Consider the following 22,011-nt stretch of genomic DNA (forward strand, 5'->3'; position numbering starts at 1 on the left):
GCGGTCTTAATTTATAATTGGATTATCGAATGGCGTTCAGAAAGTCGCTGAAGGTAAGTGAACGTTTTTCCTTTTCCTGATCTGCTGTATCTTCATCTTCAGGCTGTTCATCGGCTTCAGGTGCTTCAGGTTCAGCTTTTTGATCTTCCTTAGTAGTAGAATCATCTTTGCTGCCTTGCTGCTTCTCAATAGCGGCTGTGAGAGCCTGAACGCTGTCATTCAATGTGTTGATTGCTTCAATAATATCTTTGTTATCTTGTTGCTCTTGTGTATCCATTTTTGTATCTTCCTTTAAATTAAAGTTATTTGCATTATCTAAGCTGCGGAACTCATAGGCAGGGTTAGCGGTCAATGAAATTTCAATAAGTTTTATTTTTTCTAGTGACCTTTTGGCAATTGTTTTTGATCTGTCCCAAATATCTTTCAAAGGCTTAAAGCCAAACGAAAAACCAAATTTTTTATTATTTTGCTGTAAGGCTTCATAGTCACTTTTGCTCAACTCTACTGTGAAATTTAAATTTCCGTTTCTGTATTCTGTTTTTGCTTTGCCCATAACTTTTCTAGTGTCATGTTCAAATAGGAGGGGGACACTATCAGGCACGTGCTGCAAGGCTTCAGGGTTGATTTGTTCAACAAAAGAGCCGCCTACCCCTTGAATTTGGTGCGAGAGTGTGTTACTTTTTAGTTGACCTCGAAGAAAGTAACGACCTTCATTTGTAAATAATTCCATTAAAAACACCTTTTAAAAAATTTAATATAAATATTGAAAAACTACTCAACCTTGAAAGTCCGTTTTGGTACAAGGTTGATTTGCGAAACCCAGCGCGGCATAAAGCGTTAGACACCGTTTTTTTCTGAGATAATGGGGGAAAGACCCAGAAACCCCATAGCAGCGGGGTTTATGAGCTTTTGGCATCTGGCTGTTATACTTTTGCGCTGTCATTTTGCGCTCAAACTTTTGCATTTTTGGCTGCCGTAATTTTTCAGTTTTGAGCAAAATTCACTTCAAAAACCCACAAAATCGACTTAAAACCCACCCAAAATGAATAAAACTATGTTTATATATTACTTTGTCACACAATGTTCACAAAAAAGCTATGCGACAATATGTATACTAAATGGAATATAATTCCATTTAGTAGTGTCAATTTTTGGCGAAAATCTATATAAAATCGCCCAAAAAGGATGATTTTTACTCAAATTGTGCCTGACTCAACGGTAATCAGCATAAAAGGTTGATTCAGAAAGTCTTTCTCAACTGAAACTATGTTCAACTTCTGCGTTTCGTCATCAGGGTTATGAACTTTCATTGTTATATCAGGGTTATCTTCATCAAGAAGCGATTGCCTGATAATATATTGTTGTGTATTCTGCATTTGGCTGCCGTTAGCGGTCATTGTTATGACCTCAGTTGTCGTATAGTTGCGCCTAGCTGCCCAGCGAGTGAACGCTTCTTCTTCACTTTCAACAACTCGACCGCCAACTTTTTCCTCACTTATTTTTATAAAGTGTAAACGATATTTGAAAAGTTTCAAATCAATCTTTGCCAATTCAATCACCCATTGCCCAAACACGAAATGGACTCAAGATTGCTTGATACATTAACGGTAAAGGCTCTTGCCCTCTACTTTGCTCTGAGTATATTTCCCTGTGGTTATACCACGTACCTATGAGCGATAGGGCGGCTATTGTGAACTCTTGCGGCACTGGGTCAAAGTCAGTGTATGGGCGGTTAAGAAAAGTTTGAATGGTTGACCTAGCGGCATCAAGCATGTTTTGCAAAAGTGCATCATCATCGTTATAGTCTACTCGTAAATAGGTTTTGATTAAATCAATATTTAACTCTGTGATTGGCGTACTCAATGTATCGGACATAAGCTATCACGCTTCTGTGATGTTCAGTAAGCGAATAGCTTCAAGACTTACTGGCGCAACGTGAACATGAGCGCAAGCAACAAAAAGCGTCGTATCCGATAAAAGTGTAGTGCTGTCATTGTTTACACTGGCAATGTTAATGTCTTTGCTAGTGAATGAAGCGAGTGAAGCGGCAGGAATAATCAAGAGTACACTATCAGCCTTAGCGTGTTCACTGATTTGAATCGGCAAGCCTAGCAATACATATCCTTGAGCTTGTGACCACTGAACTAAATAATAGTCGCCTTGCGTGTTCTTCAGGTGTAGTAGTTTATCGAACATGTCACGATTCATTACCCACATTGCGCCGTTAATATACTCTTGCTTCAATGAAGCATATTCAGTGATAACAGCATCTGCAAGCTGTGCAGCTTCAGCGGTCTGTACGCTTGCCGTACCGTCAATGAATTTATATATGCCTAGCATGTCAACTGGTGTCTTGTCACTGTTGGCTTGACCATTTAGAATAACGTTATCAAGTTTGTTACCGATCCTACGACCCAAATAATTGCTGAAATAAGTCTCAAGTCCTGCTGTTGTTCCGTTCAAAAGCTGATTAGTTGCTGATAGGCTAGCGGTCAAACGTTTTGGCTTCAGTTCAACTGTATCTATCTCATGGTCTACTGGCACTGAAGCAATACCTTCAGCTAACATTTCAGCATCTTCAGGTTCAGCCTTTTCAACTGGAACGGAAATAGTGCCGACACCTTGAAACTTCTGTGACTGGGCATAGAGTGGAGCTATTTCAGATACGATTTCAAAAATCTTATCGCTCACTTGCTGCGGAATTACTGGCACATTATTCGTGTCGGTGAACGCATTCATAGAGCGCAATTCAATGCTATTGTTTAAAACATTCTGCAAATTATTTTCGTGATCTTCTGCTAATTTTACCATTTAAAAAAACTTCCTTTATTTAAAAATTCTGATATTAATAATCAAGCTGAAGCCTGATCGTTATTTTTTTGTTGTTGCGGCAAGTTTGGCTGAAACAAAGTGCCATCAGCATTCTGATATGCCTTACCTGTTGAGTAGTGCTTTTGCGGGTTTCCTGTTGGCTTTAAGCCAAGTGCTGCACGTGCTTCATCAGTGTTAATGAGACTGTAATCTAACTGATCTTTAAGCAGCTGCATTTTGGATTCTTGGTCTAGTTTGTTTTCGAATTGCGTAACATCAAACTTGATGTTTGAAATAATCCTCTGCAAACCGTTTTCAAGACAATTAATAATTGGCTGCAAAGTGTCATCCATATATAGGGAATTACGCTGTGGCAAACTATTATATTTGTTGCTGCTGCTTATAATCATTTCCGGTTGCAAGTTTAGCGCATCAGCAATGGAGACATTTAATATCTTACTCATTTCGGGCATGGTCATTTGATCTGGGTTCAATGAAAGCTGTTTATATTCCAAACCGCTTTCTAGAACAGCTATTTTATTGCCCTTAATAAGATTTTCCCATTGGCTGCGAATCTTTTCTGCACTATCTTTCATTAGTTTCCCAGTGGTTGTTAAAATGCCGTTGGGCTTTTGCGCTTGTTGTAAGGTAATCGCTTGATAATGCTGCATTTGCAGGGCAGCTTGTAATAACTCGTCATAATTCAGAACGCCATTGCCATAGTGGAAGCAGATTAGCTTTTCAGGCGATATTTCTTTTTGTCCCGCAAGTCCACTATACACATATCGATAATGATCTACTGTTATTGCATCTTCACTAATTCCATTTTCTGTCATTCTTTTACTCTCTAGCACCTGCCATGCTTTGCCGCTGTTATAGAGATACGCTCTACCATGTAGCAAAAGTTGCTGAATCAAGTCTTGGAGCCATTCTTCCTTACTTTGAAAATCTGGCACATGCAGCGCATCGGATGCGCATTCTTTTTCATTTTTGAGTAGGGGAATACCTGCAATGTCATTTGCTATTAGATTAATGCCTTTACTTAAAAGAGGTATTTTCAAGGCACTATTTTCATCAATTGTGAAGCTATGATAACGCTGCCCAACGATAACACCACTAATTTTTTTATTACTTTGTCTGTGACTATTCCAATTTAAAAAACCCATTATTTACGCCCCCTTTGCCCATTTAAATATTGAACTTGCGCATAGCGCACTGGTTGCATGTTTTCTTGCTTTAGTGCGGCATTAATGACGTTAGTCAAAAACATGAGTGACAAATACTTATTCTCGTTTAACGTCATATAAATAATGACTTTACGGCGGTAAGGTTCAGGAAAAGATGACATCATATTGTTGACTTTGTGAACTATATTTTTTACATCGTTTAATATTCGTTGATTCATTTTAAAAACTTCCTTTATGTATCCCGCCCCTAGGCTAAGGGCGGGTGTAAAATTGAAAGAAATAGTGAGAAAAAACTAAAAGTTGATTGAGCGAGCGAGAGAGGAAGAAAGAAGAGAACCTCTCTCTATTTATAGTATAACACTTATTATCAAATAATTCAGATAATTATGCAGAAAATTTAATTTTTTTTAAACTTTTTCGGTAAAAATATTGATTAATCCTCCTAATAGGAGTATATTTTTCATATTGAATAGTGAAGTGTCAAAGAAAATAAAAACCTGATTAAATCAAGGGTTACGCGTGATGATGACACAAATGGGTCAGCACCCATCGCAGAAAAAGATTAATCAGATGATGAAAGCCATCAATAATCAAGTGAAATAAGGACGATTAATCACGATTGTAAAATAGGTTAATCTTTCACAAAACACCATCCTCTGTCGATGGTGTTTTTTATTGTTTTGAAAACTGGCAGCCAACCGATGACGTGCAATCGTACTTGCATCAAGTACGATTCAACAAGAGTTTCGTATCTTTGCGTATCAATGAGATCATGGTAACAAGAAAAGCCATGGGATGTATTGTGAGTTTATAATGCAGACAAAGTATAGATGTCTAGACAGGATGAGCTGCAAAATGCTACAATAAAAGAAAAAAGGAAGCGATTTTATGGCGACTAAAATTGATGGTTGTTCCATTTATAGTCAGAATGAATGGATTGAAAACGGGAGCCTGATTATTGATGGAGAAACAATCGAAAGCATTAACGCTCATTCGTCTCAATCAACAGATCAGACCCTGCATTTTCCTTCGACCTACAAGTGTTTGCCGGGAATGATCGACATGCATATCCATGGTGCCGATGGCGCAGACACAATGGATGCAACACCAGAGGCATTGAGCAAAATTGCTTCGGCGTTGGCGAAAGAAGGGACAACCTCATTTCTAGCAACGACGATTACCCAATCGGTTCCTGCAATCGAAAAGGCGGTTGAAAATGCAGGAGCGGTTATCGGTCATCAGAAATCCGGTGAAGCAGAGATCATTGGGATTCATCTTGAAGGGCCATTCATTAACAAAGAAAAAGCAGGCGCTCAGCCTGAACGCTTCATCATTGATCCGGATGTTTCCTTATTTGATCATTGGCAGAGCATTTCAGGAAACCATATCAAGGAAGTGACCATGGCACCAGAATTAAATGGTGGTCTTGACTTCATTCGTCATTTGAAGCAGCAACATGTTGTTGCTTCAATCGGTCATACGAATGGAATTGATGAAGATGTCATTCGCGCTATTGATGCCGGAGCAACACAAGTCACGCATCTTTATAATGGGATGAGAGGGATGCATCATCGTGAACCTGGCATTCTCGGTGGTGCGCTGCTACATCATGACCTTTATACTGAACTGATTTGTGACGGCCATCACGTATGTCAAGGTATGGTAAATCTTGCTTATAAATTAAAAGGCAGTGATCGGATGATTTTAATTACCGATTCGATGCGCGCCAAATGCCTGAAAAATGGTGTTTATGATCTCGGCGGCCAGGATGTTTTTGTAGATAAAGGGATGGCCGTATTAAAGGATGGAACGATTGCCGGCAGTGTACTTAAAATGAAAGATTCATTGCGAAATATGCTTGCGTTTACTGACGCGACACCGGCAGATGTTGTACAAATGGGTGCAATCAATCCAGCATTGCAGTGTGGGGTATTTGATCACAAAGGATCACTAGAAGCAGGAAAAGATGCCGATCTAATTGTTTTAAATGAGAAGAATGAACTTGTACTGACCATTTGTCGCGGCACCATTGCCTATCAAAAAGAAGAGGTGGATTGACATGAAAATTATTTCTGTTAAAGATAATCAAGAAATGAGTACGAAAGCTGCTGAAATCATTCGGAAACTTGTCGTGAGCAAACCCGATGCTGTTCTTGGTCTTGCTACTGGAGGAACCCCCGAGGGCACGTATCAAGAACTGGTCAATGATCATCAAGCAAACGGAACCAGTTATCAATCGATCCATACGGTAAATCTCGATGAGTACGCTGGGATTGACCCACAAGATCCAAACAGCTATAACTCATACATGAAGCAGCACTTTTTTGATCATGTTGATATACCTGATGGACGGTATTTTTTACCGAACGGCTTGGATACTTCAGATGAGGCTTGTGCACGTTATGACGCTTTAATTGAAAGCCTCGGAGGGGTAGACCTCCAATTGCTCGGAATCGGACGCAATGGACACATTGGTTTTAATGAGCCGGGGTCTTCTCTGACACTTGGCACACATGTGGTGAAGTTAACAGAATCGACACGCCACGCGAATGCTCGCTATTTTGGAAGCATAGAGGATGTACCAACTGAGGCCGTTACCATGGGCATCGGTACGATCTTAAAGAGCAGGCAAATTCTTTTAATCGCTTCAGGTGAAGAGAAAGCAGATGCAGTAGGTAAGCTGGTGCTTGCAAGTCGGGCAGACAGCAGTTTTCCAGCATCAGCGCTCACGCAGCATAAGAACGTCATCATTATTGCTGATGAAGCGGCACTTTCTCAAACAAAAGTCAGCAAGGATTGATGAAATGATTGACCACAAATCTCCGATGCCTATGTATTATCAGATTGAAAGGTATATCGAAGACCTAATTAACCAGAAGCAGTTGACGACTGGGGACCAGATTCCTTCTGAACGCGAATTTACGGATCAGTTTCATGTATCGCGTATGACTGTACGCCAAGCCATTATGAATTTGGTTCATGCGGGTATCTTAATTCGAATCAAGGGAAAAGGGACATTTGTTGCTGCTCAAGAAAAGATTGAGAAGAAATTGCTTGGCTTTAATGGCTTCTCCGAAGACATGATCAGCCGCGGTTTGAAGCCGGGGAGCAGGATGCTGCACTTTTCCATCGTGCACCCCCCAGACAAAATTGCGATGCAGCTTAAATTGCAAGAGGGAGAAAACGTCTACGAGATAAAACGTGTGCGCCTGGCTGATGATGAGCCTATGGCAATCGAGACTTCCTATATTCCGGTACGCGTTCTGCCGCATTTGACTGATCAGCAAGTTAGTCCTTCTCTGTACCATTACATTGAACGAGAAACCGGTATGACGATTAACCATGCGGAGCAGTCCATTGAAGCATCAATTGTGACCTCTGAAGAAGCAAAAATTTTAGATGTTGCCAAAGGTTCACCGATTCTGCTCATCAATCGTTGTGCCTATCTAAGCAACGGTCAGCCGATTGAACAGACAAAATCATTATTTCGTGCGGATCGATATAAATTTAAAATTGATTTACCGAGAAGATAAACAACTTGGTTGCTTATCTTTTTTGCATGTAAAGAAAGGATATGATTTGCCCTTACTGGTACGACGATTAGCGTTATTAAAAAAGGAACTTCTGCTAATTGTAAAGGAACTTTCGCTAAGTGCGCATACGTCCTGTATGCAACGCGAAAGTCATCACATCCTGTGAAAGTACGTCCGGTGCCAACGCAGAAGTCACTGCATCCTGCGGAAGTCATGTAAACGCTCAGCGCCGGAGGAGTAGCCATTCTAATGCCCCAAGACTGCCGCAGCGTTTTATTCGAATTCCCCCTTAAATAAGTAAAACTTATACAAACTAATTAAATAAATAAAATTTACTTAATGGTTAAGTTCGATTATGATAAAAATATATAGAGTTATTAAGATCGGACAGGAGGGAAAACATGTCTGGAGCAGTTGGAACAAAAGGTACGAAAGCTACAGATGTATTTCATGCGATCAAAACGTTTATCAGTCTTGGTCAGCCTATTCACTATTATCAATTAAGCGCTTTAGCGGATTACGGGAATATTGATCGTCTTCCATATTCGATCAAAGTATTGCTTGAGGCCGTCCTTCGTCAATGTGATGGGGGAGCGATTAAAAAGGAGCACGTGATTAATTTAGCCAAGTGGGGAACGGATCAATTAGATAAAGCGATTGACGTCCCGTTTAATCCATCGCGAATTATTCTTCAGGATTTCACCGGTGTTCCAGCTGTCGTTGATTTGGCATCGATGCGCAAAGCGATGGCAGATATGGGGGGTGATCCTGAGAAGATCAATCCTGAGAAACCTGTCGATCTCGTTGTCGATCACTCCGTCCAAGTCGATCGATTCGGTACGAATCAGGCACTGCGATTTAATATGGAACGTGAGTTTGAACGGAACAAAGAACGGTATACATTTTTAAAGTGGGCACAATCATCGTTTGAGAATTTTCGTGCGGTTCCTCCTGCCACAGGAATTGTTCATCAAGTCAATTTGGAATATTTGGCATCGGTTGTCCACAAGGTTGAGCGTGACGGCACATTGTTTGCTTTCCCAGATACTTTGGTCGGAACAGATTCGCATACGACAATGATTAACGGTTTAGGCGTACTCGGATGGGGCGTAGGCGGTATAGAAGCTGAAGCAGGTATGCTAGGGCAGCCCTCCTATTTTCCGGTTCCGGACGTCGTTGGTGTACGGATCGTTGGAAGTTTGTCAGAAGGAGCGACGGCTACCGATTTGGCCTTAAGCGTCACGCAGCTTCTTAGAGCGGAAGGTGTGGTCGGAAAATTTGTTGAATTTTTCGGACCTAGTCTGTCTCATATGGCGCTTGCGGATCGTGCAACCATTGCAAACATGTCTCCGGAAAACGGTGCAACAGCGACTTATTTTCCAGTAGATCAAGTGACTTTGGACTATCTTCGTTTAAGTGGACGTGCGGAGGAACAGGTGCAGCTGGTTGAAGATTATTGCAAGGCAAATGGTTTATTCTATACAGCCGGTGCGAAAGACCCACATTTTACAAAAGTTTTGGAACTGAATTTAAACAATGTAACACCGTCACTGGCTGGTCCGAAGAGACCTCAAGATCGCATCTCGCTTCGGGATATGAAGCGTGAATTTGAAGCATCACTCACTCGGCCATCCGGAAATCAGGGATTTGGTTTGGGAAAAGATGAACTGAAAAAGTCGACACTTGTCAGTGGGAATAACGGCAATCAAGAGCATCTTGGTACCGGAGCTGTGGTCATTGCAGCAATCACAAGCTGCACGAATACAAGTAATCCAAGTGTCATGATTGGTGCCGGGCTTGTCGCTAAAAAAGCCGTGGAAAAGGGATTGACTGTTCCTGATTATGTAAAGACCAGTCTTGCTCCCGGATCAAAGGTTGTTACAGATTACCTTGAAAAGGCCGGCTTATTACCTGATCTGGAAACATTAGGTTTTAATGTTGTTGGCTATGGATGCACCACTTGTATCGGCAACTCCGGGCCATTGCCGGAAGCTGTTGAGCAAGCGATCGTTGATCAAGATTTGACTGTGGCGGCCGTACTTTCAGGGAATCGTAATTTTGAGGGGCGCATTCATCCGCTCATTCGCGCCAACTATTTAGCATCGCCGCCTCTGGTTGTTGCGTATGCACTGGCCGGATCCGTTAATTTTGACCTGCTCCATGATTCGTTTGGGAAAGATCGAGACGGAAATGAGGTTTATTTTAAGGATCTCTGGCCATCTCGTTCTGAGATTGAAGCGGTCATGCATCGTGCAGTTGGACCTGAAAGCTTTAAAAAAGAATATGCGCGTGTCTTTACGGAAAACAAGCGATGGAATGCCATTGAGACGAGTGCGGGCGAATTGTATGATTGGGATAAAGCGTCAACCTATATCCAGAATCCGCCATTTTTCGAAAATCTTTCGGCAGAATTAAAAACGATTGAGCCGTTACAGGCAATGCGTGTTATCGGAAAATTTGCCGACTCGGTCACCACCGACCATATTTCGCCAGCAGGATCAATTGCGGGTGACAGCCCGGCGGGACGCTATTTAATGGATAAAGGAGTCGATCGGATTGACTTCAACTCGTACGGATCAAGACGAGGGAACCATGAGGTCATGATGCGCGGTACGTTCGCAAATGTCCGCATTCGAAATCAAATTGCCCCAGGCACAGAAGGCGGATATACGACGTATTGGCCGACTCGAGAAGTGATGCCGATTTATGATGCTGCGATGAAGTACAAACAAGATGGCACCGACTTAATCGTTCTTGCAGGTAAGGATTACGGCATGGGCAGTTCACGCGATTGGGCCGCAAAAGGGACGAGGCTGCTTGGAATTAAAGCAGTCATCGCCGAGAGTTATGAACGCATTCATCGAAGCAACTTGGTCATGATGGGGGTTCTCCCGCTTCAATTCGAGAGCGGGCAGAGTGCCGAAACACTTGGACTAACAGGAGAAGAGGCAATTTCCGTATCGGTTGACGAGACGATTGTGCCAGGTGCACGTGTTCAGGCGGAAGCGGTCGCCTTAAACGGAAAATCGGTTAAGTTTCCCGTCATTGTCCGCTTTGACAGCGAAGTTGAAATGGACTATTACCGTAATGGAGGAATCCTGCAAACGGTTTTACGTAAAAAACTTTTGAAAAAATAAACCGCTACGTATAATTCTCTCACAAATAGCCATGATAATGAACGAAGGAGATTATGAAAGTTCCTTCAGACATACGGATGATTTTCGAGGGAGTGAGTTCCGTTGGGATGGTTAACGTTTGATCCTAGGGTTATCACTGAATTCTTTTTTTAAAGAAACTCAAGAAAAGATTCGCTATGCATGAACAAACTTCATAGAACTTCTTCAATGAAAAAGAGGCTGCCGATATGGCAGCCTCTTTTCTTATGCGCAAGGTCTTTATCAATGAGTAATTAGTTCATTTGTTTGGAAAGCTCGAATAAAAACTCAGTTAAAGCGCGCAATCCGCGATCAAAATTCTTAAGATGAAAATGTTCGTTGGGCGCATGGAAATTCTCACTGTCCAATCCGAACCCCATGAGTATCGGGGCAAGTCCTAGTTTGTCATGGAATGTATTGACAATAGGTACTGATCCGCCTTGGCGTGACAGAATAGCCTTTGTATGGAATGCTTTTTCAAGGGCATTGTGGGCAGCTTGTAAAGCAGGATGGTCAACAGGCATAATGAATGGATCGGCATGGTCCATTAATTCTACTTCCAATTTAACACCGGCAGGCAGATGGTCCTTAAGATGTTTTCTCAAAAGAGCTCCGATGAGTGCCGGATCCTGATCAGGAACAAGCCGGCATGTTATTTTGGCGGTAGCTGTAGACGGAATAACGGTTTTTAAACCTTCGCCTTGAAAGCCGCCGTAAACACCATTCAATTCCAATGTCGGGCGTGACCAGATGCGTGCAACCGTTGGGTAACCTTCTTCACCATATAACGCATCAACATCAAGCTCTTTTTTCAGCACGTCATCATCAGAAAGCGTTTCACAAACCTTTCGTTCCTCTTTTGTCAAAGGCTTTACTTGGTCGTAGAAGCCGTCAACCGTTACACGGCCATGATGATCATGCAGGCTGGCCAACAATTCAACCATTGCATGCAGTGTGTTTTGTACAGCGCCGCCGTAGACACCGGAGTGAAGGTCTCCTTTGGGGCCGCGCAAACGTACTTCTAGGCCGCAAATACCGCGGAGACCGTAGCTGACAGCCGGCTGATCCATGCCAAGCATGGTCGTATCGGAAACAAGCAGAACATCCGCTTTCAGTAGATCAAGATGCGCATCAACAAAATCATCGAGATGAGCACTACCAATTTCTTCTTCACCTTCAAAACAGAATTTAAGGTTGACCGGAAGTGTTCCGGTTGCGTCAAGAATCGTTTCAGCCATCTTAGCCAGCATGAAGACTTGGCCTTTGTCATCGCTTGTCCCGCGTCCGTAAATGATGTTGTCTCTGATCTCTGGTTTAAAAGGATCCGTTTGCCATTGATCGACTGGATCAACCGGTTGCACGTCATAGTGTCCGTAACAGAGAACGGTGGGTTTGTTCTCATCAGTTAAATAATCGGCATAAACAACCGGGTGACCGGCTGTTTCAAGAATCTGCACATGACTCAGACCACCGTGTTTTAAATCGTTCGCCAACCATTCAGCAGCGCGGCGTACATCTGCTTTGTGCGTTGAATCAGAGCTGATACTGGGAATAGACAGAAATTCAATCATTTGTTTTAAGTAGCGGTCTCTATTTTTTTCTAAAGTCGTCACGATAGGTTCTTCCATGGAAAACCCTCCCATTTTGATTGATCCTATTTATTGTAGCAGACTGCTGAAATAAAAGAAAAATACGCGAGTCGTGATAAACGGTGCCGTAAGACGTGATTGCGTACAACAGACAAATATAAAGAAAAGCGCGGTGGTTCACGAAAAATCTTATCGAGGGATGATCCGGTTTTGAAATTTGAGTTTTTTAGCACTTTTCTCTGACGTGAACAATCGCCTATGTTAGAATGATCACGAGTCTTTGCTATGAGAGGTGATTTGAATGGCTCAGAATAAGCTTCACGTTGTTCCTTATGATCCCAAATGGGAGGTCAACTATAAGCGTGAAGCCGCACATGTTGCACATATCCTTGAACCGCTGCTGACTGCTATTCACCATATTGGAAGTACGTCCATTGAAGGCATGGCAGCTAAGCCTACCATCGATATTCTTGCCGAGGTGCATGATTTGTCCGGTGTTGATGCGTATACTGGCAAATTGTCTCAAGCCGGTTATGAAGCACTAGGGGAATATGGGATTCGAAGGCGCCGTTATTTTGAAAAGAAAGATGCTTCGGGCGATCACCTGGTACATTTGCATGTCTTTGAAGCTGAATCAGAAGATGTTGTTCGTCATCTTGCCTTTCGCGACTATTTAAGAACGCATGATGACGATGCTGCAAGCTACAGTCAGATCAAGATTAAGCTTGCCGAACAGTTTTCAGATGATCGCGAGAGTTACTGGTTGGGAAAGAAGGAAATGTGTAGGTACATTGAGCAGCGTGCCTTGCAGTGGTGGTACGACGCATAAAGAAAAAGTAAGAGGGGTCGAAGGAAATTAAAAAGAAAGCAATCATTTATCTTTTAATTGTATTAATGGCTGCAGCAGTGATTTTTGGCTATATCGCGCTGCGGCCGAGTGCTGCTCCCAAAAAGCCGAAACCCATCCTTTACAAAATAACGGCTTTAGGCGATTCGCTGACTGAAGGTGTCGGGGATCTTGAGAATCAGGGCTATGTTGGAGCAGCCGCTGAAATGCTCAAGAAAGAAAAAAATGTAAAAAGTGTTTCAGTAAGCGATCTTGGTCATCGTGGAGATACCTCCGCTGATTTGTTAAAGAAGCTCAAGCAGCCAAAATATCGCAAGGCGATCAAAGCTTCCAATACCATTTTTCTTACCATAGGCGGCAATGATATTGTTCATGTTTTCAGACAGAATTTTCTTGATCTGCACGCCGGTGATTTTAATAAAGAACAAACAATCTTTTCGACTAAATTGAAGCAAGTATTGAAGGAAATCCGTCAATTAAACCCCGATGCCTCTGTCTATTATTTTGGACTTTATAATCCTTTTGAAGACTATCTCGGTGAAGCCAATGAAGATTTTGTACCAATTTTGGCTAAGTGGAACGCCAACAGCAAGCAGATTAGTGAAAATTATCAGCCCATTTCATTCATCCCGACGAGCGACTTGTTTCGAAACAAGTCGAAACAGCTGCTCTCTAAAGATCACTTTCACCCAAATCGTGAAGGCTATAACAAAATGGCTAAGCGACTGATTGAAGAAATTGTAAAAAAGCAAACAAAAAAATAATAGATCACTTAGGATTAGTAAATCTGAATAGTACGGGATTGTCGTGCCGACAAAAGGAGCATATAATCAGATTATCGATTGTAAGAGGGGGTTGCGGCGTTGGCAACGATATTGTATCAGGATCAATTTATCGATCGCACGCAAGCAAAGGTGGATATTGAAGACCGAGGCTATCAATTTGGAGATGGCATTTATGAAGCAATGATGGTCTACAGCGGAAAAATTTTCTTACTTGAGCCGCATCTGAAACGCTTGGAACGCAGTGCACGCGAGCTTAGTTTGACATTGCCTTACAGCATTGAGCATCTCGCAGATAACATTAAAAAGCTGATCGAACTGAACCAATTAGAGGACGGCGTTGTCTATTTCCAAATTACAAGGGGAGCAGCTCCGCGACAGCACTTTTTTCCGGAACACACGCCGCCTGTAATCACCGGCTCCGTATCGTCCAAGGTTCGCGATCTGTCAAAACGACCGAAAGGAATTAAAGCGGTGCTTGCAGAGGATATTCGCTGGCTGCGGTGCGACATTAAAACGCTGAATCTGCTGGGAAATGTCCTTGCGAAACAAAAAGCGCACAGTGTGAGCGCTGGAGAGGCGATTTTGCATCGCGGGGAAACCGTTACAGAAGGATCATCAAGCAATGTATTCATTGCCAAAGCTGGGGAACTCGTGACGCATCCGGCTGATCATCTGATTCTTAATGGGATCACACGCTTGTTTGTTCTCGATCTGGCAAAACAACTTGATATTCCGGTTTCTGAGCGTGAATTCACGCTGGAAGAACTGTTGCATGCAGACGAAGTATTCATTACGAGTACAAGCAATGAAGTAAAACCAGTACTGCAAATTGACGATCAACTGATCAACGCTGGAGAACCTGGTGCACTCTCGAAAAAGCTGATTGCCGCATTTGATGCTGAAGTAGAACGGATTCGAACTCAAACGGTTTCATAAATCATTTTTCTACAGAATAAAGCGCCTCGCTTAATGCGAGACGCTTTATTTTTTGTAGGATTATTATTTATTCCATATGCATGATTGGCCACCAATGATGACCGTGTTTTTCCAGTAATTCGTCTGCTGTAGATGGCCCCATTGAGCCGGCCTCATAGTAGTCAATCGGTACATGCCGCTTTTTGCAGGAATCAACAATTGAGTCAATGATTCCCCATGAATACAAGACCTCATCCCAACGTGTAAAATTCGTTGAATCACCTTTAATACAATCGGCGATCAGGCGCTCATAGGCATCTTGCATATTTTCCATCGCCAATTCATTATTGCGGAACTTTAGAGATATAGGAACGGTATTGCTGCCTGCCTCACCATTTGCTTTTACATTTAATTTCAACGAAAGTCCCTCGTCAGGTGATATATAGATGACGAGCAAGTTCGGACCGACATGGTTGACGTTATGGAAATAGGGATTTTTGGGCAGCTTTCTAAATTGAATCACAATCTGTGTTGCCTTTTCAGCCATTCGTTTTCCTGTACGTACGTAAAATGGAACGCCTTGCCAGCGGTAATTATCAATTTGAAATCGTGAAGCTACAAAGGTTTCAGTATCTGAATCACTCCGAACATTGTCCTCATTAAGATACGCACGCATTTTTTCACGTTTCGGTGAAATACCGCGCGTATACTGACCGCGAACAATTTCTTCAGCGATATTATGAATGTTCATTGGTCGGATTGCTTTCAGCACTTTGACCTTTTCGTAACGCAAATCATCGGTCTCAAGTTGTGTCGGCGGCTCCATCGCAATCAAGGTCAGTAGCTGCATAATGTGATTCTGTACCATGTCCAAAAGCGCACCGGTTTGATCATAATAGTTTGCTCGGTCACCGACGCCGAGAGTTTCACTGAGCGTGATTTGCACATTTGAAATGTAACGGCGGTTCCAAATTGCTTCGAAAATCGGATTTGCAAAGCGCAGAACCTCTATGTTTTGTACCATTTCTTTGCCTAGATAATGGTCGATTCGAAAAATTTCCTCTTCAGAGAAGGCATGGAGCAAACTTTCGTTTAATTCTTTCGAGGATTTCAGATCGTGCCCAAAAGGCTTTTCGATAACTAACCGTTTCCAACCTGAAGTGGTTGATAGTCCGGATTTTTTTAAATTTTTCGCAGCTTCAGCAAAATATGCTGGAGCCAAGGAAAGATAAAAAATTCGATTACCTTTTAACTGATAACGTTCATTAAGTTCGTCACTGAAACTTTTTAGGGTAGCAAAATTTTCAGGACGCGTAATGTCTAAGCGGCGATAATAAAAGCGTTCCAAAAAGTGCTGACGCTGACCAACCTCGGAAGGTAGCGAGTCATTAATTAAATCGCGATAGGTTTCATCCGTGTGCGCGCGACGTGCAAGACCAATTACAGCAAATTCTTGATCCCGTTTATACAGTCGATAAAGAGCGGAATATAACTTCCTACGAGCGAGATCTCCTGTTGCCCCGAAAAGAAAGATTAATACCGGCTCTTTTGACGTTTCGATCATCTGTTCATTCCCTCGTTCCTCGTTCATTATACTTGAATGTTATCACACTTTTTATTGAATGTGTTACACTTTATTCGCTTTTCGTTTGAAATGAATGTGAACATTGACCATTATTATTGACGAAAACGGTTGGATTCAACCCATGCGTTCATTCGCCTTCGTTGCAATTCATCGCTGTACATGGTAAGGTGAATCTATGTGCTTAGGTAATCATAGGGATGGAAGAGGTTTACTTTTGAAAACAACGATGAGATCTCGTTCAATGTTTAGTAGGCATTTTCCGTCCGGCGCGGGGAATGCCTAATCATTTAATTGATCGTACTAAACATGAAAAAGGAGATAGTATAACTTAATGAAATTTTCAGAACTCGAAATCAGTCAAGAAGTAAAGAAAGCAACCGAGCGAATGGGGTTTACCGATATGACTCCAATTCAGGAACAAGCGATTCCGGTTGCGGAAACAGGTGTTGACCTGATCGGTCAAGCACAAACGGGTACAGGAAAAACAACTGCATTTGGTATCCCGATGATCGAAGCAGCCGATCCCCACAACTCGGATATTCAAGGAGTTGTCATTACACCGACGCGTGAACTTGCGATTCAGAATGCTCAAGAACTTAACGCGCTCGGCTTTTATAAAAAGGTCAGAACGGTTGCGATTTATGGTGGTCAAGATATCCAGCGGCAAATCCGTGATTTGAAAAGGCGTCCAAGTATTATTTCGGCAACTCCTGGACGATTGCTCGACCACATCAAGAGAAGAACAATTCGCTTGGATCAGATCAAGGTAGTTGTGCTTGATGAAGCAGATGAAATGTTGAACATGGGCTTTATCGAAGATATTCATGCGATTTTGGAAGCTACACCGGAGAATCGTCAAACCTTGCTGTTCTCAGCAACGATGCCGAGACCGATTCAAGTGCTGGCTGAGAAATTCATGCATGAACCTAAAAAAATTCAGATCAAAGCAAAGACCCTAACGACGTCATTAATTGATCAAAGCTATGTTAAGGTTCGTGAGCTTGAAAAATTTGATGCTCTGACACGTTTTCTTGATATTCAATCGCCTGAACGGGCAATTGTCTTTGGTCGGACAAAACGACGCGTCGACGAACTGATGCGTGCGTTGCAAAAAAGAGGCTATGAGGCAGAAGGAATTCACGGCGATCTGACTCAGTCAAAACGTGATCTTGTTCTGCGACGTTTTAAACAGAATGAAGTGAAACTGCTGGTTGCTACGGATGTGGCGGCACGCGGACTTGATATTAGCAACGTGACGCATGTCTACAACTTTGATCTTCCGCAAGACCCGGAAAGCTATGTACACCGGATCGGCCGTACAGGACGCGCTGGGAAAACCGGAATGGCACTCACTTTTATTACGCCGAGTGAATTCCCGCATCTGAGATCGATTGAACGTTTGACGAAACAGCCAATGAAACAACTCAATGCACCAAGCTATGAAGAAGCATTAGCGGGACAGCAGAAAATTGCTATTGACAATTTAAAAGAAATGATTGAATCCGGAAAATACCGTAGCTATGCAGCAAAGGCTCAAGATCTGCTTGATGAATTTGATGCAACGGATGTGCTCGCTGCAGCCCTTAAGCTGATTACTAAAGAGCCGGATACAACTCCGGTACGTTTAACCCGTGAACAACCGCTCATGGTTAAACGATCAAATCGGCAGCAACGAGGCGGCGGAAGAGGTCGCAACAATTACCGTTCACATGATCGTGATCGTCGAAACAACAATTATCGCGGAAGAAGCAAACAAAAATCACAGCATTATTGATGCAACAAGTTTTCCAAGAAGCAGCCTTCGGGTTGTTTTTTTTTTTTTAGAAGAAAGTTTATGATTTTACTTTGTGGTACGACGATCAGCGAGACGCGAAAGTGCTCTGGCGCTAAGAACAGTGAAAGATGAGCGGAAAAATAATGGCTAAACTGTTAATCCTATCCATTTAAATCATAATATTTAGAAATATTAATATTAGGCGGGATGAAATGGTTGTAACTTTCAGAAAAGTAGTGTAAGATAGTAAAAAGTGCAAAGGGGGCAATAAAAATGAACAATGATCACTCTACTCAGGAGAATACGAACGCGCTTGTTGTCTACAAAGAGAAACAAGCTAAAGTCTCGGTTGTTGAAATGTATGCCCAAATGATCCTTGATGAAATGGAATTCAATCAAAAAGCAAAATACCTTCGCAAACAGATTGATGCAAGTTTGGATTCAAGGAACAAAGCACTCTTTATGAAACTCACTGCAGAATACGCGGCATTAACTCGTTAGTAAAGCGAGCTCTATAAAAGAGAATGAATCGATACTTGTGTTTGTATTACCCATTTGTTCTCAAGCCTTTATCGGTACACAAAAAGAAACAGAGATGCGCATCTCTGTTTCTTTTTTGTGCATTCACCTTTCATTTCCATTCAGGTTCTGTATTCTTGCGATTGCTTCGGCTTTCGCAGGTTTTCCGGCCATTCAGCAAGCAGCATCCCGACCAAAATAAGTAAAGATCCGGCGATTTCATGTGTACCAAATTGTGCATTTTGAAAGAGTATCGATGTCCATGCGGCAAAAACAGGCTCCATAATGTAGATAATACCGACATGAGTTGCCGGTGTATCTTTCTGAAGAGCGGTCTGAAGCAAAAAGGCAAGTGCAGTTGCAAACAGCGCCATAAAAAGAATGATGACAAGAACATCCAATTGTACAATCTGTTGAATCGCAAATGCATTGCCGCCTTCCAAAAAAAGACTGAATGCAAAGGCGAGGCAGGAAACCGTAAATAGTTGAACAATGGTCAATGCATAACTATCATAACGCTCCGTTACTTTTGCAGTGAAAACGATATGTAATGCAAAAGTAACGGAGCTGACAAGAACAATTAAGTCGCCTTTGTTTAAGACAAACGAACCATGTGTGGTGAGGAAAAACAGCCCCACTGCTGCCAAAGGTACACTAAGGAGTGCTGTCCGGCGCGGCGTTTGATGTAACAAGAAGGCTGAAAAAATTGGCACAAGCACGACGCTCAAACCGGTGATAAATGCTGCGTTTGACGCTGAAGTGTAGAGAAGAGCAATCGTTTGACAAAGATAACCGGCGAATAGAAATCCGCCTAACAACGTGCCAGATCCTATTAGTGGCCAGTTGATGTTTTTCAGTGTATGTGCACTTTTTTTGCGGCGCACGTATTGCCAAAGAAGTAAAAAGAGGGCGGCAATAAGAAAACGCCAAGCATTAAAAGTAAGCGGCGTTAGTTTATCGAGAATATTTTGAACAACAATGAACGTTGTTCCCCATACAAAAGTGATACCGAGCAGAGCGGAATCAGCGATAAGCACACGTTTTCGATTCATTAGCTGTGAACCCCTGTCTTTATTTTTCGCTTTGTTGTTTAATGGCTAATCTTGCCAGAGCATCAGCATTTTTATTTTGTTTATCTGGAATCCATTTGCAAAAAAACAAGTCAAACTGATCGATGTAATGTAAAGCATCTTTTAAGTAAGCTGCATAGAGACTATTTTTGACGTATCGCTTTTCCAGTGCTTGATTCACCAGTTGGGAATCGGTGCGGAATGAAACGGTACGGTAATTATTTTCCAAAGCAATGCGAAGTGCGGCAACGCAAGCGGCAAATTCTGCTTCATGATTGCTTGACAGGATACCAAAAGGAAGGGCATGTCTCATCTCGTGACCTTTTCCATCTTTTATGTAAATTCCACCGCCGGCAAGACCGGGGTTGCTAGAAGCAGCACCATCAAATGAAACCTCGATCAATTTAAGGACAACCTCTCAGGTATTGTTTAAAAAAGTTCATGCTTCAGCCATCGATGCGATGTCAGCGTAACACTCATTATGTTATCATAATAAAAGTAAATTGGCTGGAATAATTTAATTTTCGAATGGGTGAGTAAAAGACAATGTCAAAAACAGTAAAATCCGATATTGAAATCGCTCAAGATGCGGTTCTCAAACCAATTGGATCTATTGCAGAACAGCTTGGGCTCGAGGAAAAGGATTGGGAACCTTATGGCCGATATAAAGCGAAAGTATCGGCAAACACGTTAAAAAAGTTAACCGAAAAACCAGATGGCAACATTATTCTAGTCACTTCCATTAATCCGACACCTGCCGGAGAAGGGAAGTCTACAGTTACTGTGGGGCTTGGACAAGCCTTGAATAGGATTGGTAAAAAGGCGGTCATTGCTTTACGCGAACCATCGCTTGGCCCGACAATGGGTTTAAAAGGCGGGGCAGCTGGGGGCGGGTTTGCTCAAGTTGTTCCGATGGAAGACATTAATCTTCATTTCACTGGCGATTTTCATGCGATTACAACCGCCCATAATGCATTGGCAGCTTTATTGGACAATCATATTCACCAAGGAAATGCACTCAATATTGATCCTAGGCGCATTGTTTGGAAACGAGTCCTTGACTTAAATGACCGAGCGCTTAGACACGTTGTTGTCGGACTTGGCGGTCACGCAAACGGAATTCCACGCGAAGACGGATTTGACATTACCGTCGCTTCCGAAATCATGGCAATCCTCTGTCTGTCGGAAAACATTGACGACCTGAAAAGAAGGCTCAGCAACATGCTGATTGCCTATACTTATGATCGAAAGCCTGTTTTTGTACGTGATTTGCATGTGGAAGGAGCGCTGACACTTCTTTTGAAGGAAGCCATTCACCCAAATCTTGTTCAAACGTTGGAAAATACTCCAGCTTTTGTACATGGGGGTCCATTTGCCAATATCGCGCATGGCTGCAACAGTGTGCTGGCAACAAAATTAGGAGCAAAACTCGGCGATTATCTCATTACGGAAGCTGGATTCGGCGCAGACTTAGGTGCGGAGAAGTTTCTGGACATCACGACACGTGCCGGACATTTCAAGCCAAGCGCGGTAGTGATCGTTGCAACAATTCGTGCGCTTAAAATGCATGGCGGACTGACTAAAGATCAATTAAAGCATGAAGATCTGAATGCATTGAAACAAGGCTTGGACAACTTGGCCCGCCATATTGATACAATCAAGTCATTCGGCCTGCCATACATTGTTGCGATTAATCACTTTATCTACGATACAGAACAGGAAGTTACCCTTGTTAAAGCGTGGTGCACCGCTGAAAAGCACCCGGTTGCTTTGGCGAAGGTTTGGGAACAAGGCGGGGAAGGCGGCAAGGAACTTGCACAACTCGTTGTCGATACTGTGGAAAAAAATGAAAATCACTTTAAACCGCTCTATGATTTGAATGCGTCAATTCAAGAGAAAATTCAAACCATTGTTACTCAGGTGTATGGTGGAAAAAATGTTGAGTTCTCAGCGAAAGCACGCAAACAGTTAAAGACGTTCAAAGAAAATGGTTGGGGTGGGTTACCGGTATGTGTGGCGAAAACACAATATTCACTTTCCGATAATCCAAAATTGATTGGCAGACCAAAAGACTTTACGATTCATGTACGTGAATTGAAGGTATCTTTAGGTGCAGGATTTATTGTTGTTATGACAGGCAATATGCTTACGATGCCAGGTCTGCCAAAGCATCCTGCAGCATTAGACATGGATGTTGATCAAGAGGGAAGAGTACTCGGTTTGTTCTGATCCATTACCAAA

At 42.4% G+C, this 22,011-nt stretch carries 20 protein-coding genes and 1 pseudogene; 11 read left to right on the forward strand and 10 right to left on the reverse strand.

The window, feature by feature from the left end:
* Positions 1 to 22: 22 nt before the first annotated feature.
* The 6 genes from K7399_RS04750 to K7399_RS04775 all read right to left on the reverse strand — a co-directional run bounded on the left by K7399_RS04750 (position 23) and on the right by K7399_RS04775 (position 4,216).
* The gene (locus K7399_RS04750) at positions 23 to 730 is read right to left on the reverse strand and encodes an HK97 family phage prohead protease (RefSeq protein ID WP_128166659.1); all 708 of its coding nucleotides are present in this window, start codon (positions 728 to 730) and stop codon (positions 23 to 25) included.
* Between the two features lie 466 nt (positions 731 to 1,196).
* Positions 1,197 to 1,550 carry a phage head completion protein gene (locus K7399_RS04755; RefSeq protein WP_128166661.1) on the reverse strand — a complete coding sequence of 118 codons (354 nt, stop codon included), beginning with the start codon at positions 1,548 to 1,550 and terminating at the stop codon, positions 1,197 to 1,199.
* Between the two features lies 1 nt (position 1,551).
* Positions 1,552 to 1,875: a head-tail connector protein gene (locus K7399_RS04760; RefSeq protein WP_128166663.1), complete on the reverse strand. Its 324-nt coding sequence runs from the start codon at positions 1,873 to 1,875 to the stop codon at positions 1,552 to 1,554.
* A gap of 6 nt (positions 1,876 to 1,881) precedes the next feature.
* Positions 1,882 to 2,811, reverse strand: a complete 930-nt coding sequence (locus K7399_RS04765) for a phage major capsid protein (RefSeq protein WP_128166665.1) — start codon at positions 2,809 to 2,811, stop codon at positions 1,882 to 1,884.
* A gap of 41 nt (positions 2,812 to 2,852) precedes the next feature.
* On the reverse strand, positions 2,853 to 3,977 hold the full coding sequence (locus K7399_RS04770; RefSeq protein WP_128166667.1) for a phage portal protein: 1,125 nt from the start codon (positions 3,975 to 3,977) through the stop codon (positions 2,853 to 2,855).
* The gene (locus tag K7399_RS04775; protein WP_128166669.1) at positions 3,977 to 4,216 is read right to left on the reverse strand and encodes a hypothetical protein; all 240 of its coding nucleotides are present in this window, start codon (positions 4,214 to 4,216) and stop codon (positions 3,977 to 3,979) included. Before K7399_RS04775 ends, K7399_RS04770 begins: the two co-directional genes overlap by 1 nt.
* Before the next feature lie 289 nt (positions 4,217 to 4,505).
* Between K7399_RS04775 and K7399_RS04780 the strand changes: the two are divergent.
* From K7399_RS04780 to acnA, 5 genes and pseudogenes are all read left to right on the forward strand, one after another.
* Positions 4,506 to 4,601: pseudogene (locus tag K7399_RS04780) on the forward strand (YneF family protein); the annotation flags it as partial.
* A gap of 285 nt (positions 4,602 to 4,886) precedes the next feature.
* The gene (gene nagA / locus K7399_RS04785; protein ID WP_028977688.1) at positions 4,887 to 6,056 is read left to right on the forward strand and encodes an N-acetylglucosamine-6-phosphate deacetylase; all 1,170 of its coding nucleotides are present in this window, start codon (positions 4,887 to 4,889) and stop codon (positions 6,054 to 6,056) included.
* 1 nt (position 6,057) lies between these two features.
* Complete coding sequence (gene nagB, locus K7399_RS04790; RefSeq protein ID WP_028983058.1) at positions 6,058 to 6,798, forward strand: glucosamine-6-phosphate deaminase; 741 nt, start codon at positions 6,058 to 6,060, stop codon at positions 6,796 to 6,798.
* Between the two features lie 4 nt (positions 6,799 to 6,802).
* Positions 6,803 to 7,531, forward strand: a complete 729-nt coding sequence (locus K7399_RS04795) for a GntR family transcriptional regulator (RefSeq protein WP_028977686.1) — start codon at positions 6,803 to 6,805, stop codon at positions 7,529 to 7,531.
* A 401-nt stretch (positions 7,532 to 7,932) separates the two neighbouring features.
* On the forward strand, positions 7,933 to 10,668 hold the full coding sequence (gene acnA / locus K7399_RS04800; protein ID WP_051578052.1) for an aconitate hydratase AcnA: 2,736 nt from the start codon (positions 7,933 to 7,935) through the stop codon (positions 10,666 to 10,668).
* Positions 10,669 to 10,940: 272 nt separating this feature from the next.
* Here acnA and K7399_RS04805 read toward each other — a convergent pair whose 3' ends face one another.
* Positions 10,941 to 12,314 carry a dipeptidase gene (locus K7399_RS04805; protein WP_028977684.1) on the reverse strand — a complete coding sequence of 458 codons (1,374 nt, stop codon included), beginning with the start codon at positions 12,312 to 12,314 and terminating at the stop codon, positions 10,941 to 10,943.
* A gap of 262 nt (positions 12,315 to 12,576) precedes the next feature.
* On the opposite strand from K7399_RS04805, the gene K7399_RS04810 reads away from it, so the two are divergent.
* The 3 genes from K7399_RS04810 (at position 12,577) to dat (ending at position 14,843) form a co-directional block, all read left to right on the forward strand.
* Positions 12,577 to 13,104: a GrpB family protein gene (locus K7399_RS04810; RefSeq protein WP_028977683.1), complete on the forward strand. Its 528-nt coding sequence runs from the start codon at positions 12,577 to 12,579 to the stop codon at positions 13,102 to 13,104.
* A 65-nt stretch (positions 13,105 to 13,169) separates the two neighbouring features.
* Positions 13,170 to 13,886, forward strand: coding sequence for an SGNH/GDSL hydrolase family protein (locus tag K7399_RS04815; RefSeq protein ID WP_128166672.1), 717 nt, complete (start codon positions 13,170 to 13,172; stop codon positions 13,884 to 13,886).
* Positions 13,887 to 13,985: 99 nt separating this feature from the next.
* The gene (gene dat / locus K7399_RS04820) at positions 13,986 to 14,843 is read left to right on the forward strand and encodes a D-amino-acid transaminase (protein WP_128166674.1); all 858 of its coding nucleotides are present in this window, start codon (positions 13,986 to 13,988) and stop codon (positions 14,841 to 14,843) included.
* Positions 14,844 to 14,910: 67 nt separating this feature from the next.
* Here dat and zwf read toward each other — a convergent pair whose 3' ends face one another.
* Entirely contained in the window at positions 14,911 to 16,386 is a 1,476-nt protein-coding gene (gene zwf, locus K7399_RS04825) for a glucose-6-phosphate dehydrogenase (RefSeq protein ID WP_028983061.1), read from the reverse strand.
* A 352-nt stretch (positions 16,387 to 16,738) separates the two neighbouring features.
* Between zwf and cshA the strand changes: the two genes are divergently transcribed.
* Both cshA and K7399_RS04835 read left to right on the forward strand, forming a co-directional pair.
* Positions 16,739 to 18,181 (forward strand): degradosome RNA helicase CshA, encoded by a 1,443-nt coding sequence (cshA, locus tag K7399_RS04830; protein WP_028977679.1) that lies wholly within the window; start codon positions 16,739 to 16,741, stop codon positions 18,179 to 18,181.
* A 273-nt stretch (positions 18,182 to 18,454) separates the two neighbouring features.
* Complete coding sequence (locus K7399_RS04835; RefSeq protein ID WP_010027219.1) at positions 18,455 to 18,682, forward strand: IDEAL domain-containing protein; 228 nt, start codon at positions 18,455 to 18,457, stop codon at positions 18,680 to 18,682.
* A 140-nt stretch (positions 18,683 to 18,822) separates the two neighbouring features.
* Here K7399_RS04835 and K7399_RS04840 read toward each other — a convergent pair whose 3' ends face one another.
* Together K7399_RS04840 and K7399_RS04845 are read right to left on the reverse strand one after the other, a co-directional pair.
* Positions 18,823 to 19,752, reverse strand: coding sequence for a DMT family transporter (locus tag K7399_RS04840; protein ID WP_128166676.1), 930 nt, complete (start codon positions 19,750 to 19,752; stop codon positions 18,823 to 18,825).
* 19 nt (positions 19,753 to 19,771) lie between these two features.
* Positions 19,772 to 20,173 carry a reverse transcriptase-like protein gene (locus K7399_RS04845; protein WP_028975511.1) on the reverse strand — a complete coding sequence of 134 codons (402 nt, stop codon included), beginning with the start codon at positions 20,171 to 20,173 and terminating at the stop codon, positions 19,772 to 19,774.
* Positions 20,174 to 20,316: 143 nt separating this feature from the next.
* Between K7399_RS04845 and K7399_RS04850 the strand changes: the two genes are divergently transcribed.
* Entirely contained in the window at positions 20,317 to 21,999 is a 1,683-nt protein-coding gene (locus tag K7399_RS04850) for a formate--tetrahydrofolate ligase (protein WP_028983063.1), read from the forward strand.
* The last annotated feature ends 12 nt before the right edge of the window (positions 22,000 to 22,011 follow it).

Origin of the sequence: Sporolactobacillus terrae (genome assembly GCF_019930545.1) — a bacterium.
In the GTDB taxonomy this organism is placed as follows: Bacteria; Bacillota; Bacilli; order Bacillales; family Sporolactobacillaceae; genus Sporolactobacillus; species Sporolactobacillus terrae.